The organism is Curtobacterium sp. PhB191, assembly GCF_004346515.1.
Classification (GTDB): Bacteria; Actinomycetota; Actinomycetes; order Actinomycetales; family Microbacteriaceae; genus Curtobacterium.
Genome location: NZ_SMBV01000001.1, coordinates 111,744 through 126,673, shown reverse-complemented (window position 1 = coordinate 126,673; position 14,930 = coordinate 111,744). Strand labels below are relative to the sequence as shown.

Below are 14,930 nucleotides of genomic sequence, written 5' to 3'. Positions count from 1 at the left end.
CGAGACCGTCGACCTGGAGGCCCGTGGCTGCGTCCGCCACGGACGGCAGGATCGACCCGCAGTCACGACCAGAGCGCGCTCAGTCGCGCGTCGTGATCCCGAAGGGCGAGCTCTCGAGGTTCGTGAAGTTCCCCACCGTCGCCCGCACCGTGCACGACGGCGCGACCGACAGCGCCGTGACGACCAGCCCGTCGGACGACACCGCCAACGCCCCCGAGCAGCCGTCGGCGAACCGCACGCCGGACTCCCCGCCGGCCACGTCGACGAGCATCTGCGACGGGCGTCCCGTGGCGGGACTGCGGTAGAGCGGGTTGAGCTCGTCGGCACCGTTCGGCCACACCGGCACCAGGGTGACCGGCAGGGCCGTCTGACTGACCGTGCGGTCGGGCGTGCGGACCTCGACGCCCTGCAGCCGCTGGACCGGGTAGGCGGTCCCGCGCACCGAGTCGTCGCTCACGGCAGCAGTGGTCGCCTCGCCGACACTGTCGAGCCACGTCTGCAGCGCCGCGCCGTCCGTGACGGAAGCGAGCGGCACCGAGGCCTCGACCGTGACGTCGCCGCCGGCGGGAACCTCGACCCCGGACAGGGCCCAGGCGCACGCGGTGTCGACACCAGTCAGCGAGGGCTGGTTGCGCTTCGCCGAGATGCCCTCGCCGGACCAGGTGACCGCGGGGCAGGACGCCCCCGAGCGGGAGCCCGGCACGACTTCGAGGAACGGACCGGTGAGGGCCGACGCCTGCGCCGCGTACGTGACGCGCAGGTCGACGGTGCCCTTCGCGGGGTCGATGGTCGCGCGGCGGGTGGTGGCGAGGCCCGTGGGCAGTGGGCGGTCCTGCTGGTAGGCGTTGGCGGCCTGTGCGGTCGCGGTGCCGGCGCCCGGCGTCTTCCGCAGCGCACCGGGCAGCCACACGACGCCACCGACGACCAGTGCGGCCACGAGCACGACGCCGATGCCGCCGAACAGGAGCGCACGGTTCGTCAGCCACTCGGGACGGGCGAACCGACGCGCCGGTGGGGGCTCGGCAGCGGGGGCGGCCGGCAGCGGCTGTCTGGCCATCGGCCGGATGACGGTCTGCGATCCGGCCGGGCCCAGTTCCGGAGCCGGCCCTGCCAGGGCTTCGTCCTCTAGTACCCCGGTGTCATCCCGATCAGCATCGCGCTCGGGACGGACCCCGCGGACCACGGTGGCGGGCCGCTCGACCTCGTCGAACGCGTCCGGGTCGCTCGTCGCGGCCAGCGCAGGGGCCGAGGCGAGGGACCGGGCGAGCCGCCGCAGGGTCGCCGCGGCGTCCGCTGCTGCCGGACGGCTGTTCGGGTCCTTCGTCAGCAGGGCGGACACCGCGGACCACAGCGCATCGGGCACGTCGAGCGGCGGTGGGTTCGAGGTGACGTGCCGGTACGCCACGGCGAAGTCCGTGCCGGGCCCGGCGAAGGGCGTGCGGCCGGACAGCAGCTCGTAGAGCATGACCCCGGCGCCGTAGACGTCCGCAGCGGGACCGGCGCGGCCGTGGCTGATCGACTCGGGGGCCATGTACTGCGGTGTGCCGAGGAGCCCGGTGGTCGTGCGCTCGCGTTCGGCGACGACCGACGCGATGCCGAAGTCGGTGACCCGGACGTCGCCGGTCGCACCGGGTGTCCAGGCGGTCTGGAGCAGCACGTTGTCGGGCTTGACGTCGCGGTGGGTCACGTCGCGTTCGTGTGCCGCGGCGAGGGCGTCGAGCGCCTCGGCGGTGATGGTCAGAGCGTCCCGCGGGGTCAGCGGACCGTTCGATGCGAGCAGATCGCGCGCGGACCCACCGGGCACCAGGTCCATGACGATCGCGAGCCGGTCGCCCTCGACGACCAGGTCCCGCACCCGCACGATCGAGGGGTGCTGCAGCGCGAGGAGCACCGAGCGTTCGCGGACGAAGCGTTCGACGATCTGCGGGTCGGCGGCGAGCTCGGCGCGGAGCAGCTTCGCAGCAAAGTGCTCGCCGGTCGCGGTGTGCTCGGTGCGCCAGACCTCGCCGGTGGCACCGGTCCCGAGCAGCTCGACCAACCGGTACGACGCACCGAGTGGCTCACCCTGACCGTACTGCGCCACTGCGTCCCCGACTTCCCGATTCCCCCGTTGGCCGACCCCTCGCCGACCACGCAATGTTACCGGCCGGTCGGCGCCTCCGCCTGCTCCGGCGCGGCGTACTGCACGTCGATCGCGTGCTGCTCGAACCCGGACCGTCGGTAGAGCGCCAGCGCGGGTTCGTTGTCGCCCTCGACGTACAGTGCGGCGGCGGTCAGCCCACGCCCGGTCAACCGAGCAGTCCCCGCGCGCATGAGCACCCCGCCGAGCCGTTGCCCCTGCAGGTCGGGTCGGACGGCGACGGCGTAGAACTCGCCGATGCCGTCCTCGACCTTGAGCCAGCACGAGCCGGCGAGCTGCCCCGAGGCGTCGCGGAGCAGCAACAGGTCCTCGCCCGAGAACCAGGCGTCCGATTCGCGGGCGTGCAGGTCGTCGAGCGTCATCCGCCCCTGCTCGGGGTGGTGCGCGAAGGCCGCGGCGTTGAGGGCGAGCCAGTCGGCCTCGTCCTCGGTGCCGGGTCGGAAGGCGGACAGGCTGTACCCGGCCGGCACGTCGGCGGACGGAGCATCGGCATCGTCGAGCGGCGCCCGGAGCTGCAGCAGGGTGCGGACCGCGCGCCAGCCGAACCGATCGGCCAGGGCCCGCGCTGCGGGGTGGTCCCCGTGTGCCCAGGCGAGCACGGGAGCGGCCCCGCCGCCCAGCGCGAGCGCCTGCGTGACGAGGGCGGTGCCGGTGCCGCGACCACGGGCCTCCCGGTCGACCACGAGTTCCAGCTCGCCGTCACGGACCACGGCGACCCCGTCGTCGACGGCGAGGACGGTCGCGCGCCCGGCGCGGACGTCGACCAGGGTCTGGTCCGAGAACGGCGGTGCTTCACCGGGCACGACGAACCGCGCGAGGTCCGGCACTACTGGCCCATCAGGCGCTCGGCCTCGTCGTCGTAGACGTTGAAGCGGTAGCCGACGTTGCGGACCGTGCCGATGAGCGACTCGAGGTCGCCGAGCTTGGCGCGGAGACGTCGGACGTGCACGTCGACCGTGCGGGTGCCACCGAAGTAGTCGTAGCCCCAGACCTCGCTGAGCAGCTGCTCGCGCGTGAAGACGCGGGACGGGTGCGTGGCGAAGAAGCGCAGGAGCTCGAACTCCTTGAACGTCAGGTCGAGCGGCCGGCCGCGGACCTTCGCCGAGTAGCTGGCTTCGTCGATGACGACACCCGACGCCTGGATCTTCGAGCTGGACTGCCCCTTGGCCGCACGGCCCGCGGACAGCCGGATGCGGGCGTCGATCTCGGCCGGGCCCGCGCTCTCGAGCACCACGTCGTCGACGTTCCACTCGCTGTTGACGGCGGTCAGGCCACCCTCGGTCACGACGAGCACGATGGGCGTCGTCGAGCCGGACGAGGCGAGGATCTTGCACAGGGCCTTCGCGCTGACCAGGTCGGTGCGGGCGTCCACGAACATCAGGTCGCTCTGCGGCGCGTTGACCAGCTGTGCGGCCTCGGCCGGCACGTGACGGATCCTGTGGCTCAGGAGACCGAGGCTCGGCAGGACGTCGCCGGGCGCGGTCGAGGTGAGTACCAGGAGCTGTGCCACAGGACCTCCGCAGGTGGATGACGTCGTGGACACATCCTAGTGATGCTCGGGAAGTCCTCATCCGGCCGGACGGTTTGCGCGGCAACCCGCAAGCGCGCACGCAGCGCAGGTGCAGCGCGCCGCTGGGCTGTGCCTGCGCGCCGGGCGTGACCCCTGTCATGATGGAACGCGTGACCCAGCCAGTGCAGCCCACCGACCAGCGGCGCCTCAAGCTGACGTCCGTCCTGCCGGTCTGGATCCTCAGCGTCGCCGGGGCGGTGCTCGTCCTGACGCTCGCCGAGCGCGACGCCTTCGCCTGGCTGCTGCTCGTGTTCGTCGCCTGCGTGATGGTGAGCTTCGTGCTCCAGCTCATCACCGCGACGAAGGACGGGCTGGTCGAACGGATCAGCATCGCGTCGTCCGGTGCCTTCGTCGTGGTCCTCGTCACCGCGGTGGTGCTCCTGGCGCGTTGAGCCGAGCCGCGTAGACTCCAGGGCATGGATTCGCTGCTTGCGCTCGAGCTGTTCTACGTGGGCCTCCTCGGCCTGGCGTCGCTCGCGATCGCGTTCATCTCGGTCGTCGTCGTCGTGAAGCTGTTCAAGGGTCAGCGTTGATCGAGCTCCCCGAGGGCCTGGCGCCCGAACTGGTCCCGGTGTCGTGGCTCGTCGGCGTCTGGGAGGGCACCGGCGTCGTGGAGTACCCCGTCGGTGACGAAGAGGCACCCCGCACCTACGAGTTCGGCCAGCGCGTGAGCTTCAGCCACGACGGCCTGCCGTACCTCAACTACTCGTCCACGACGTGGCTGCTCGACGACGACCACACCCCGCTCGCTGCCGAGATGGGCTACTGGCGGATCGACCGTCCGACCGAACCCGGTGACCGCGGCCCCGCGATGCTCCTGGGTGAGGGACCGACGCCGTTCACCACCGTCGAGAGCGTCGAGGCGCTGCGCAACACCACCGACGGCTTCGACGTCGAGGCCGCGATCGTGCACCCGACGGGCGTCAACGAGCTCTACGTCGGCCGCGTCCTCAAGGGCCGGATCGACCTGGCCACCGACGCCGTGATGCGCTCGCCGAACGCGAAGGACTACTCCGCCGCGACCCGCCTGTACGGCCTGGTCGAGGGCAAGTTGTTCTGGGCGTGGGACATCGCCGCCCTCGGTCGCGAACTCACCTCGCACGCCTCGGGGCAGCTCGCGAAGGTCGACTGATGTCGGCGTTCGCGGTGCGCGACGGCTTCGTCGCGGCATCTGATGCGCCCGGCGCGCCCGCAGCCCACTTCGGCAACCCCCTGGGCGAGCAACGGCTGCTGGCCCGTGGCCGCGCGGTCGTCGAGCTCGGTCTCGGCGTGGTCACCGTCTCCGGCCCGGACCGCCTGTCGTGGCTCAACTCGATCACCTCGCAGCAGCTGACCGGCCTGCCGACCGGCGTCAGCACCGAGACCCTCGTCCTCGACCAGTCCGGCCGGGTCGAGCACGCCGCCCGCGTGGTCGACGACGGTGCGGTCGTGTGGCTCCTCACCGAGTCGCAGGACGCCGCACCGCTCGCCGCCTGGCTCGACTCGATGCGCTTCATGCTCCGGGTCGAGGTCGCCGACCGTTCGGCCGACTTCGCGACCCTCGGCTGGTTCGGCGAGGCCGCCCCGTTCGCGTCGACCGTCCTGCCGGACCCGCCCGTCGTCGAGTGGGTCGACCCGTGGGCAGCCGTCACGCCCGGTGGGTGGAGCTACGCCGCCCAGGAGGCCCACCCCGGCTCCGACTGGACCCTCCGCATCGCCGTGGTCACGCCCGGCACCTCGGCCGCGATCGCTGCGTCGGACGAACCCGTCGCGGGGCTGCTCGCGTACGAGGCACTGCGGATCGCCGCCTGGCGTCCGACGCTGTCCGACGCCGACGAGCGCACCATCCCGCACGAGCTCGACTGGCTCCGCTCCGCCGTGCACCTGACGAAGGGCTGCTACCGCGGGCAGGAGACCGTCGCGAAGGTGCACAACCTGGGCCACCCGCCGCGTCGGGTCGTGCAGCTGCACCTCGACGGCTCCGACGCCGTGCTGCCGGCTCCGGGCACGCCCGTGATGCTCGGCGACAAGGAAGTCGGGCGACTGTCGGCCTCGGCGGTCCACCACGAGCTCGGCCCGATCGGACTGGCCGTGGTCAAGCGTTCCCTCGACCCCACCGCGACGCTGACGCTCATCGCCGACGACGTCGTGGTGACGGCGGCGCAGGAGACCATCGTCCCGCCGGAGGCCGGCGCCACGGCGAACGTCCCGCGGCTGCCCCGGCTCGGAGCCGTCAAGCGCTCGTAGCCTGCGCCGCCGGTCGTCGGTCGCCTGGTGTGTGCGCAGGTTTCCGACAGTCCACGAGTTGATCGACTGGTGTTCCGTCGGGTGATGCGCACGCATCGTGTGCGTGTGCATCTTCCGACAGTGCACGCGGTGATCGACTCGTGGATCGTCGCCAATTCGCCGCCGCCGCCGTGGCGCAGTCCCGCCGCCGCGCCGCCGCCCCCGTCAGGCGGGCTCGACCACGTCCCACGGCACGCTGAGCTCGCCGAGCCGCCACCTCGTCGGCCCGTGCAGCACCGGCCACCCGCGGTCGCGCATGCCCCGTACCGTGGCGATCCACCGCTGCCGGGGCCCGTACGTGCCGAGCGGCGCCGCGACCGCCCACGACAGGTCGAGGTCACGCAGGAACGCGTGCACCCGCTCACCCGGCACGTTCCGGTGGATGAGCGCCTTCGGCAGCCGTTCGGCGACGATCGACGGCACGGCGAGTCCGGCGAGCCGCAGCGACACCGTGAACGACACCGGCGCGTGCTCGTCGAGCGTCACCCACGAGGCCACCCGCCCGACCTCGTTGCACGTCCCCTCGACCAGCGCGCCGCCGGGCTGCAGGCGGTCCTGCATGATCCGCCACGACCCCACCACGGCGGACTCGTCGTACTGCCGCAGCACGTTGAACGCCCGGATCACGGCCGGTCGGCGCTGCCCGGGCGTGGGCGTCTCGAAGCCGCCGAGCCGGAACGTCACACCGTCGCGGGTACCCGCGTTCGCGAACGCCACGCGTGCCGGTTCGATCTCGATACCGGTGACCTCGACGTCCGGACGCACCAGGGCGAGACGGTCGCGCAGCTCGAGCGTCGTCGTCGGCGAGGCCCCGTACCCGACGTCGGCGACCAGCGGGTCGTCGGCCTTGCGGAGCGCCGGCAGCGACGCGATCCACCGATCGACACGGCGGAGCCGGTTGTACCCGGTCGTCCCGCGCGTCACGTTCCCGATGGGCATGACGTCAAGGGTACGGGCCTGCCGACGCTCGGTAGACTCGGCAGCATGACCTCCACGCTCGTCCTGCTCCGTCACGGAAACAGTGACTGGAACCAGAAGAACCTGTTCACCGGTTGGGTCGACGTCCGGCTCAGCGAGCTGGGCGAGACGGAGGCGAAGCGCGCCGGCGACCTCATCGCCGAATCGGGCATCGTCCCCGACGTCCTGTACACCTCGCTCCTCACCCGCGCGATCCAGACGGCCGACATCGCGCTGCTCCAGGCCGACCTCGCCTGGCTGCCGGTCAAGCGCGACTGGCGCCTCAACGAACGCCACTACGGCGACCTGCAGGGCAAGGACAAGGCCCAGACGCTGGCCGAGTACGGCGAGCAGCAGTTCATGGAGTGGCGCCGGTCGTTCGACGTCCCGCCGCCCCCCATCGCCGACGGCGCCGAGTGGTCGCAGGCCGGTGACCGCCGCTACGCCGACCTCGGTGACCAGCTGCCGCGCACCGAGTCGTTGAAGCTCGTGATCGACCGCCTGCTGCCCTACTGGGAGTCGGACATCACGAAGGACCTGGGCGAGGGCAAGACCGTGCTCGTCACCGCGCACGGCAATTCGCTCCGCGCGCTCGTGAAGCACCTCGACGACATCTCCGACGACGACATCGCCGGGCTGAACATCCCGACGGGCATCCCGCTGGTGTACGAGCTCGACGACGACTTCCGTCCGACGAAGCCGGCGTACTACCTCGACCCCGAGGCCGCTGCCGCCGGCGCTGCCGCCGTGGCCGCCCAGGGCGCCAAGAAGTAGCACCGCAGACGCGAACGCCCCGTTCGAGCCCGGACGGGGCGTTCGTCGTGTCGGCTGGTCAGACGAAGTGCGACGCGATCTCCTGCACGAGGGCACCGACGTCGTAGGGCTTCGTCGTGTCGACGCGGACGACGGGGAGCAGCCCGGTCGGTCCCGAGGTGGGGCCGAGGGTGTCCCAGGTGTCGATGATCGATGCCAGGTCGCCGTGGACCTCGTGCCGGATCGGAGCGTCCGGCTCGTAGCGGTCGCGCAGGCGTTCGTCGGCCGTCGCGCGGTCGACGTGGCACCAGACCTCGACGGCACGCGGCGAACCGGCCGTCAGGAGCCCGGCGGTCAGGAAGTCCCGGCTCTCCGGGGTGACCCAGACGGCGTCCAGGACGACGCCGTTCTCGACCGCGCCGGCCATCGCCCACACGGTGTCCATCGCGATGCCACCGAGCGGACGAGACGCGATCATCGGCCCGACGATGTCGGCGAGGGGCTCCTTGATCCGGTCCTTCGACAGGAACGGGCAGCCGAGCACCTCGGCCAGCGCAGCGCCGATCGTGCTCTTGCCGGAACCGGGCATGCCGTTGACGATGATCGCGACCTGAGCCATGCGTCGATCCTCGCAGACCGCGCAGCCGCGGTCAGACCACGGCGGTCAGACCGCGGCGGTCGAACTCGAGGCGCCGGTCCAGTCGCCGGTCGCCAGGTACTCGACCTTCTTGGCGATCGACACCGCGTGGTCGGCGAAGCGCTCGTGGTAGCGCGAGGCCAGGGTGGCGTCGACGGTGTCGATCGGTCCGCCCTTCCACGCCTCGCCGAGCACGAAGTCGAACACGCTCGCGTGCAGTTCGTCGACGGCGTCGTCCTCGTCGCGGATCTCCGCGGCCAGGGCGATGTCCTCGGTCGCGAGCAGCCGCGTGAGCTTCTGCGACATCGCGACGTCGTGCTTGCCCATCTCCTTGAAGGTGCCGCGGAGTCCCTTCGGCACGACCTTCTCGGGGAAGCGCTGGCGGGCGAGCTGCGCGATGTGCTCGGCCATGTCGCCCATGCGCTCGAGCGAGGAGCTCACGCGCAGGGCGGTGACGACGACGCGCAGGTCGCGGGCGACCGGTGCCTGGCGGGCCAGGATGTCGATGGCGATCTCGTCGAGGCTGTTGGCGGCCTCGTCGATCTTCTGGTCGTCCGCGATCACCTCCTCGGCGAGGGCGACGTCGGAGTCGCTGAAGGCCTGGGTGGCCCGGGTGATGGCGGACTCGACGAGTCCTGCGATCTCGGTCAGTCGCTCCTGGACGTCCTGGAGTTCCTGCTGGAAGACTTCGCGCATGGGGGAGTACCTCTCTCTGCGTACCGGACGAGTGTCGTCAGCCCAGGTGAACGAACGGTGACGTGGGGCTGAACGCTTCGCGATCCGGCCTTCCGGGACGGGTGAACGGTACCGGAACCCCGCATGACCATCCCTACACTGGCGGCATGGACAACGCGTGGCTCGTGCCACTGTCGATGCTCCTCGGCGGGGTCTTCGGCGCGGGCGTCGTGGTGCTGATCATCACCGCCGAGCGCACGGCTCGTGCAGCAGACGTGGCGGAACGCACCCTGCCGGACGGTGTCGCAGCGGTGATCGCGACGATGCACAACCCGGCGGTGGTCATCGACCCGTCGAACACGGTCGTGGCCGCATCGCCCCAGGCACTGACCGTCGGGCTCGTCGTGCGGCGCCGGCTCGTGCACCAGGAGCTCCTCGACCTGGTCGACCGGGTGCGCAAGAGCGGCGAGATGGGGGCGGAGGACCTCGAGCTCCCACGCGGACGGCACGGGGAGCTCATCGGCTACCTCAGCTTCCGGGCCGCGCAGCTCGGCAACCGGTACGTGCTCATCACGGCCGACGACCTGACCGAGAGCCGGCGCATCGACGAGGTCCGCCGTGACTTCGTCGCCAACATCTCGCACGAGCTGAAGACGCCGATCGGCGCCATCGGGCTGCTGTCCGAGACGCTCGTGATCGCGGCCGACGACCCGGAGCACGTCAAGAAGTTCGCGGCGCAGCTCATCACCGAGTCCGAGCGGCTCGGCGCCCTGACGAAGGACATCATCGAGCTGTCCCGGCTGCAGTCGGTCGACGCGTTGGAGAACAGCGAGGAGACCGGTGTCGACAAGATCGTGCAGGCCGCGGTCGACGCGAACGAGGTCGTCGCGCGCGCCCGCTCGATCGAGATCATCCGGGCGAAGAAGTCGAAGCTCCGGGTGATGGGCGACCCGGGCCTGTTGCAGGTCGCCGTCTCGAACCTCATCGCCAACGCGGTGAAGTACTCGCCCGACGGCACCCGCGTCGGCGTGGGCGTCCGGTCCGCGAAGGGCTTGGTCGAGATCGCGATCACCGACCAGGGCGTCGGCATCCCCGAGGCCGACCTGGACCGCGTGTTCGAGCGGTTCTACCGTGTCGACCCGGCACGGTCACGGGCCACCGGCGGCACCGGCCTGGGGCTCGCCATCGTCAAGCACGTCGTCGGCAACCACGGCGGCGACGTCCGCGTCTGGTCGCAGCCCGGCAAGGGCTCGACCTTCACCATCCGCCTGCCCGAGGCGGACACCGAACTGACCACCGCACTCGAAGAGCAACTGGAAGAGCAGCCATCGTGACCAAGATCCTCATCGTCGACGACGAGCCGGCCCTGAGCGAGCCCCTGGAGTTCCTGCTGCAGCGCGAGGGGTACGAGACCTCCGTCGCGGCCGACGGCGTGACCGCGCTGTCGAAGTTCGACTCGGAGAACCCGGACCTGGTGCTCCTCGACCTCATGCTGCCGGGGCTCTCCGGCACCGAGGTGTGCCGCCAGATCCGGACCCGGTCGAACGCACCGATCATCATGCTGACGGCGAAGGACTCCGAGGTCGACATCGTCGTCGGGCTCGAGCTCGGCGCGGACGACTACGTGACGAAGCCGTACTCGACGCGCGAGCTGCTGGCCCGCATCCGTGCCGTCCTGCGCCGCCGCACCGAGGACGACCCGGCGGACAGCGGGATCCTGCAGGTCGGGGGCATCCGGATGGACGTCGAGCGGCACACGGTGTCGGTGGACGGGTCGGAGACGGCGATGCCGCTCAAGGAGTTCGAGCTGCTCGAGCTGCTGCTCCGGAACGCCGGCCGGGTGCTCACCCGTGGGCAGCTCATCGACCGGGTGTGGGGCTCCGACTACTTCGGCGACACCAAGACGCTCGACGTGCACATCAAGCGCATCCGCTCGAAGATCGAGCGCGTGCCGTCGACCCCGGAGATCCTGGTGACGGTCCGCGGTCTCGGGTACCGCATCGAGGCCTGAGACGCACGGACAGGAGGCCCGGTGCGAGTCCGTGGGACTCACACCGGGCCTCCCGGTCTGAAGCGCTTGCGCTCGCGCGTGCGTGGTGCGGCTACTCGCCGTCCGCCGGCGTGGCCGACGGGGTCTCGACCGGCAGCGTGATCTGGCCGGACGGCTCGGGGGTCGAGGTCGGCGCGAGGGTGGCGTACTCCTCTTGCGAGGTGGTCAGCACCGGCACGTTGGCCGAGACGCCCTCGGCGTCGGGGTACGAGAAGTACACCTTGACGAGCGAACCGGGCTTCGCGTCCGCGCTGTCGAAGTCGAGGGTGTCGTGCTGCGAGTCGTTCGCCAGGTCGACGTGCGAGTTCGCCGGCACCAGCACGGTCTCGGTGTCGCCACCGATCTCGACCGACACGGTGATGCCGTCGGTGTCGGAGTTGTTCACCAGCGTGCCGATGAACCGCGCACCCTCGCCGTCGTCCGAGATGAGGATGGCGTTCCGCACGTCGACCTTGCCGGTCGAGACGTTGACGCCGTCGGTGATCTGCTTGATGTCGACGGTGTGCGCGGGCGACATGAACTCGCACCCGGTGGCGCCCAGCGCGATGGTTGCCGCAACGGCGACGGACACGAGTACCCGAGCTCGCAAGAGATTCCTCCGTAAGTCGATGAGGACCAGACGGTCCCGCTCCATCTTAGCGATCACCGGGAAGGCCCAGTGCTGAGGGTCCCCTTACCCGAACACCCCTTGTGGTAAACTGGAAGTCTGGGAACGGAGCCTGATACATGCAATTCGAGGTCGGCGAGACCGTCGTCTACCCCCACCACGGGGCGGCAACCATCTCTGAAGTCAAGACGCGCGTCATCAAGGGCGAGGAAAAGGTCTACCTGAAACTGCGGGTCACGCAGGGTGACCTGACGATCGAGGTACCGGCGGACAACGTCGACCTGGTCGGAGTCCGCGACGTGATCGGCAAGGAAGGGCTCGACAAGGTGTTCGAGGTCCTCCGGGCGCCGTTCACCGAAGAGCCCACCAACTGGTCGCGCCGGTACAAGGCGAACCTCGAGAAGCTCGCTTCCGGGGACGTCATCAAGGTCTCCGAGGTCGTCCGCGACCTCTGGCGACGCGATCAGGACCGCGGCCTGTCCGCGGGCGAGAAGCGGATGCTGGCCAAGGCGCGGCAGATCCTGATCTCCGAGTTGGCCCTGGCCGAGAAGACCGACGAGGACAAGGCATCGACCGTCCTCGACGAAGTCCTCGCGTCCTGAGCGCACTGCACACCACGACGGCCGCACGGTTCCCCGAAGGGGTGGACCGGGCGGTCGTCGTCGTTGCAGCCGGGTCCGGAACCCGGCTCGGCATCGGCACCGCGAAGGCGTTCGTGCCCGTCGCGGGGCAGCTCATGCTCGCGCGGGCGCTCGAGCCGCTGTTCACGTTGTCGGCTCCGACGCTGGTCGTCGTGGTCGCGCCGTCGACCCTGCTCGAGGACTGCCGTCAGGTGGTCGCCTCGGTCGCGGGCGCCGCGGTCGCGTACACGGCGGTGGTTCCGGGAGGCACGGATCGCCATGGTTCGGTCCAGGCCGGCCTGGGCGTGCTGCCGGACTCCGTCACCGCGGTGCTGGTGCACGATGCGGCGCGGTGCCTCACGCCGGCCGCGCAGTTCGACCGGGTGTTCGACGCGGTCGAGGCTTCGGTCGCGACCGGCACCGGTGACGGCGTCGTCCCCGCGCTCCCCGTCACCGACACGGTCAAGCGGGTGTCCGGCGACGTGGTCGTCGAGACCGTCGACCGGTCCGCGCTCGTCGGGGTCCAGACGCCGCAGGGCTTCCCGCTCGACGCACTCCGACGGGCGTACGCGGTGTCGACGCAGTCCGAGACCGATGACGCCGGCGTGTTCCAGGCGGCCGGTGGCACGGTGCGCTTCGTGCCGGGTGACGCCGATGCCTTCAAGATCACGACGCCGTGGGACCTCGGACGAGCAGAGTCGATCGTCCGGTCGCGCGCCACGGTCCCGGGCGACCCCGGTGCCTCGGCGGTCCGGCTCGGGCTCGGGGTCGACGTGCACGCGTTCGACGTCGAGTCGCCGTGCCGCGTCGGCCTGCTCGACTTCCCCGGCGAACCCGGCCTCTCCGGGCACAGCGACGGTGACGCCGTGGCGCACGCGGTGTGCGACGCCCTGCTCTCCGCGGGTGGCCTCGGTGACATCGGTGGGACGTTCGGCACCGCCGACCCCGCCTACGCCGGAGCCGCCGGGGACGTCTTCATCCGCGGTGCCGTCGGGCTGCTCGCCGACGCCGGCCTCGTCCCCGTGTCGGTCACGGTGCAGGTCATCGGGAACCGGCCGCGCATCGGGGCCCGTCGTGCGGAGATGCAGGACGCCCTGTCCGCCGTCGTCGGTGCCCCCGTCGCGGTGTCCGGCACGACGACCGACGGCCTCGGGTTCACCGGCCGGGGCGAGGGGCTCGCCGCGATCGCCACGGCCGTCACCCGACCGGCCTGACGTCCTAGGCTTGGGATCGTGACCGTTCGCCTCTACGACTCCCGCGCCGCAGCCGTCGTCGACCTCGTCCCCCTGGTCGACGGACAGGTCAGCGTCTACGTCTGCGGTCCGACGGTGCAGTCGTCGCCGCACATCGGACACCTGCGCTCGGCCCTGGTCTACGACATCTGGCGCCGCTGGCTGACGTACCGCGGTCTGCGCGTCACCCTCGTGCGGAACGTCACCGACATCGACGACAAGGTGCTCGACCTGGCCGCCGGCACCGACGAAGCGTGGTTCGCCCGCGCCTACCGCGTCGAGCTCGAGTTCACCGCCGCGTACAACGCCCTCGGCATCCTGCCCCCGACCTACGAGCCGCGGGCAACAGCGAGCGTGCCGCAGATGCACGACATCATCACGAAGCTCATCGACCGCGGTCACGCCTACGTCGCCGCCGACGACTCGGGCGACGTCTACTTCGACACCGGCAGCTGGGAGTCCTACGGGGCGCTCACCCGGCAGCGTCGCGAGGACATGGTCGAGGCCGCCGACGCCGACCCCCGTGGCAAGCGCGACGCCCGCGACTTCGCGCTCTGGAAGGGTGCGAAGCCCGGCGAGCCGTCGACCGCGTCGTGGGACTCCCCGTGGGGCCCCGGTCGTCCGGGCTGGCACATCGAGTGCTCCGCCATGTCGCGGCGGTACCTCGGTCCGGCGTTCGACATCCACGGCGGCGGGCTCGACCTGCGGTTCCCGCACCACGAGAACGAGCTCGCGCAGTCCACCGCGGCGGGCGACCCCTTCGCGTCGTACTGGTTGCACAACGGGCTCGTCACGGTCGAGGGCCAGAAGATGTCGAAGTCGCTCGGCAACTCGATCTTCGCCGCCGACTTCCTCGCCAATGCCCGTCCGGCCGTGGTGCGGTACTTCCTCGGCGCTGCGCACTACCGCTCCTCGATCGACCACCACGACGGCTCCTTGGCCGAGGCCGAGGCGGCCTACGACCGCATCGGCGGGTTCCTGCAGCGGGCCGAGGTGCGGCTCGAAGGCGTGCACCTCGCCGATGCCCCCGCCGTGCCGGACGCCTTCGCCGCCGCGATGGACGACGACCTCGCAGTGCCCCAGGCGCTGGCCGTCCTGCACGAGACCGTGCGCACCGGCAATGCCGCCCTGGACGCCGACGATGCGGAAACGCTCGGGGTCGCGTACCATCAGGTGGCCGCCATGGTAGAGGTCCTCGGCATCGACCCGCGAGCCGCCCACTGGTCGGGGGGCGGTCAGGACACCTCGGCAGGCCCGCTCGCCGCTCTCGTCGAACGCCTCGTGCAGGAGCGCGCGGACGCCAGGGCAGCACGGGACTTCGCTGCGGCCGACCGCGTGCGCGACGACCTCGCCGCCGCGGGCATCACGATCGAGGACACGCCGTCCGGAACACGCTGGAGCATCGCCTGAACACGGCAGTGCCG

16 protein-coding genes are annotated in these 14,930 nt (G+C 71.2%); 9 read left to right on the top strand and 7 right to left on the bottom strand.

From position 1 onward, the window contains the following. Nucleotides 1–79: 79 nt before the first annotated feature. From EDF48_RS00635 to EDF48_RS00625, 3 genes are read right to left on the bottom strand one after another with little or no spacing between them, the layout of a single operon-like run. The gene (locus tag EDF48_RS00635; protein WP_131877495.1) at nucleotides 80–2,083 is read right to left on the bottom strand and encodes a serine/threonine-protein kinase; all 2,004 of its coding nucleotides are present in this window, start codon (nucleotides 2,081–2,083) and stop codon (nucleotides 80–82) included. Nucleotides 2,084–2,139: 56 nt separating this feature from the next. Next, nucleotides 2,140–2,967, bottom strand: coding sequence for a mycothiol synthase (gene mshD, locus EDF48_RS00630; RefSeq protein ID WP_131877493.1), 828 nt, complete (start codon nucleotides 2,965–2,967; stop codon nucleotides 2,140–2,142). Beyond that, nucleotides 2,967–3,650 carry a response regulator transcription factor gene (locus EDF48_RS00625; protein WP_123293289.1) on the bottom strand — a complete coding sequence of 228 codons (684 nt, stop codon included), beginning with the start codon at nucleotides 3,648–3,650 and terminating at the stop codon, nucleotides 2,967–2,969. The genes mshD and EDF48_RS00625 overlap by 1 nt, the downstream gene beginning before the upstream one ends. Nucleotides 3,651–3,820: 170 nt before the next feature. Between EDF48_RS00625 and EDF48_RS00620 the strand changes: the two genes are divergently transcribed. The 3 genes from EDF48_RS00620 to EDF48_RS00610 all read left to right on the top strand — a co-directional run bounded on the left by EDF48_RS00620 (nucleotide 3,821) and on the right by EDF48_RS00610 (nucleotide 5,936). Further along, nucleotides 3,821–4,102, top strand: coding sequence for a hypothetical protein (locus tag EDF48_RS00620; protein WP_131877491.1), 282 nt, complete (start codon nucleotides 3,821–3,823; stop codon nucleotides 4,100–4,102). Nucleotides 4,103–4,239: 137 nt separating this feature from the next. Beyond that, entirely contained in the window at nucleotides 4,240–4,842 is a 603-nt protein-coding gene (locus EDF48_RS00615; protein ID WP_131877489.1) for an FABP family protein, read from the top strand. Further along, nucleotides 4,842–5,936: a folate-binding protein YgfZ gene (locus tag EDF48_RS00610; RefSeq protein ID WP_131877487.1), complete on the top strand. Its 1,095-nt coding sequence runs from the start codon at nucleotides 4,842–4,844 to the stop codon at nucleotides 5,934–5,936. The genes EDF48_RS00615 and EDF48_RS00610 overlap by 1 nt, the downstream gene beginning before the upstream one ends. Before the next feature lie 204 nt (nucleotides 5,937–6,140). On the opposite strand, the gene EDF48_RS00605 is transcribed toward EDF48_RS00610, so the two are convergent. Beyond that, on the bottom strand, nucleotides 6,141–6,914 hold the full coding sequence (locus EDF48_RS00605; RefSeq protein WP_131877485.1) for a class I SAM-dependent methyltransferase: 774 nt from the start codon (nucleotides 6,912–6,914) through the stop codon (nucleotides 6,141–6,143). Between the two features lie 45 nt (nucleotides 6,915–6,959). Between EDF48_RS00605 and EDF48_RS00600 the strand changes: the two genes are divergently transcribed. Continuing rightward, on the top strand, nucleotides 6,960–7,706 hold the full coding sequence (locus EDF48_RS00600; RefSeq protein WP_131877483.1) for a phosphoglyceromutase: 747 nt from the start codon (nucleotides 6,960–6,962) through the stop codon (nucleotides 7,704–7,706). A gap of 58 nt (nucleotides 7,707–7,764) precedes the next feature. On the opposite strand, the gene EDF48_RS00595 is transcribed toward EDF48_RS00600, so the two are convergent. Both EDF48_RS00595 and phoU read right to left on the bottom strand, forming a co-directional pair. Further along, complete coding sequence (locus tag EDF48_RS00595; RefSeq protein ID WP_131877481.1) at nucleotides 7,765–8,304, bottom strand: AAA family ATPase; 540 nt, start codon at nucleotides 8,302–8,304, stop codon at nucleotides 7,765–7,767. 45 nt (nucleotides 8,305–8,349) lie between these two features. Next, entirely contained in the window at nucleotides 8,350–9,018 is a 669-nt protein-coding gene (gene phoU, locus EDF48_RS00590; RefSeq protein ID WP_123293296.1) for a phosphate signaling complex protein PhoU, read from the bottom strand. A gap of 146 nt (nucleotides 9,019–9,164) precedes the next feature. Between phoU and EDF48_RS00585 the strand changes: the two genes are divergently transcribed. Continuing rightward, nucleotides 9,165–10,331 (top strand): ATP-binding protein, encoded by a 1,167-nt coding sequence (locus EDF48_RS00585; protein WP_131877479.1) that lies wholly within the window; start codon nucleotides 9,165–9,167, stop codon nucleotides 10,329–10,331. Further along, complete coding sequence (locus EDF48_RS00580) at nucleotides 10,328–11,008, top strand: response regulator transcription factor (RefSeq protein WP_111085241.1); 681 nt, start codon at nucleotides 10,328–10,330, stop codon at nucleotides 11,006–11,008. Before EDF48_RS00585 ends, EDF48_RS00580 begins: the two co-directional genes overlap by 4 nt. Nucleotides 11,009–11,099: 91 nt before the next feature. On the opposite strand, the gene EDF48_RS00575 is transcribed toward EDF48_RS00580, so the two are convergent. Further along, on the bottom strand, nucleotides 11,100–11,618 hold the full coding sequence (locus tag EDF48_RS00575; RefSeq protein ID WP_131877477.1) for a DNA modification methylase: 519 nt from the start codon (nucleotides 11,616–11,618) through the stop codon (nucleotides 11,100–11,102). Between the two features lie 155 nt (nucleotides 11,619–11,773). Between EDF48_RS00575 and EDF48_RS00570 the strand changes: the two genes are divergently transcribed. The 3 genes from EDF48_RS00570 to cysS are packed head-to-tail and all read left to right on the top strand — an operon-like array spanning nucleotide 11,774 to nucleotide 14,916. Continuing rightward, entirely contained in the window at nucleotides 11,774–12,256 is a 483-nt protein-coding gene (locus EDF48_RS00570) for a CarD family transcriptional regulator (RefSeq protein ID WP_017888066.1), read from the top strand. A gap of 41 nt (nucleotides 12,257–12,297) precedes the next feature. Further along, nucleotides 12,298–13,488, top strand: coding sequence for a 2-C-methyl-D-erythritol 4-phosphate cytidylyltransferase (ispD, locus tag EDF48_RS00565; protein WP_131877475.1), 1,191 nt, complete (start codon nucleotides 12,298–12,300; stop codon nucleotides 13,486–13,488). Nucleotides 13,489–13,506: 18 nt separating this feature from the next. Continuing rightward, nucleotides 13,507–14,916 carry a cysteine--tRNA ligase gene (gene cysS / locus EDF48_RS00560; protein WP_131877473.1) on the top strand — a complete coding sequence of 470 codons (1,410 nt, stop codon included), beginning with the start codon at nucleotides 13,507–13,509 and terminating at the stop codon, nucleotides 14,914–14,916. Nucleotides 14,917–14,930 lie beyond the last annotated feature (14 nt).

Coding starts and splice junctions, on each gene's coding strand:
- EDF48_RS00610 (WP_131877487.1), top strand. CDS start 4,842: ATGTCGGCGTTCGCGGTGCGCGACGGCTTCGTCGCGGCATCTGATGCG.
- EDF48_RS00605 (WP_131877485.1), bottom strand. CDS start 6,914: ATGCCCATCGGGAACGTGACGCGCGGGACGACCGGGTACAACCGGCTC.
- EDF48_RS00600 (WP_131877483.1), top strand. CDS start 6,960: ATGACCTCCACGCTCGTCCTGCTCCGTCACGGAAACAGTGACTGGAAC.
- EDF48_RS00595 (WP_131877481.1), bottom strand. CDS start 8,304: ATGGCTCAGGTCGCGATCATCGTCAACGGCATGCCCGGTTCCGGCAAG.
- phoU (WP_123293296.1), bottom strand. CDS start 9,018: ATGCGCGAAGTCTTCCAGCAGGAACTCCAGGACGTCCAGGAGCGACTG.
- EDF48_RS00585 (WP_131877479.1), top strand. CDS start 9,165: ATGGACAACGCGTGGCTCGTGCCACTGTCGATGCTCCTCGGCGGGGTC.
- EDF48_RS00570 (WP_017888066.1), top strand. CDS start 11,774: ATGCAATTCGAGGTCGGCGAGACCGTCGTCTACCCCCACCACGGGGCG.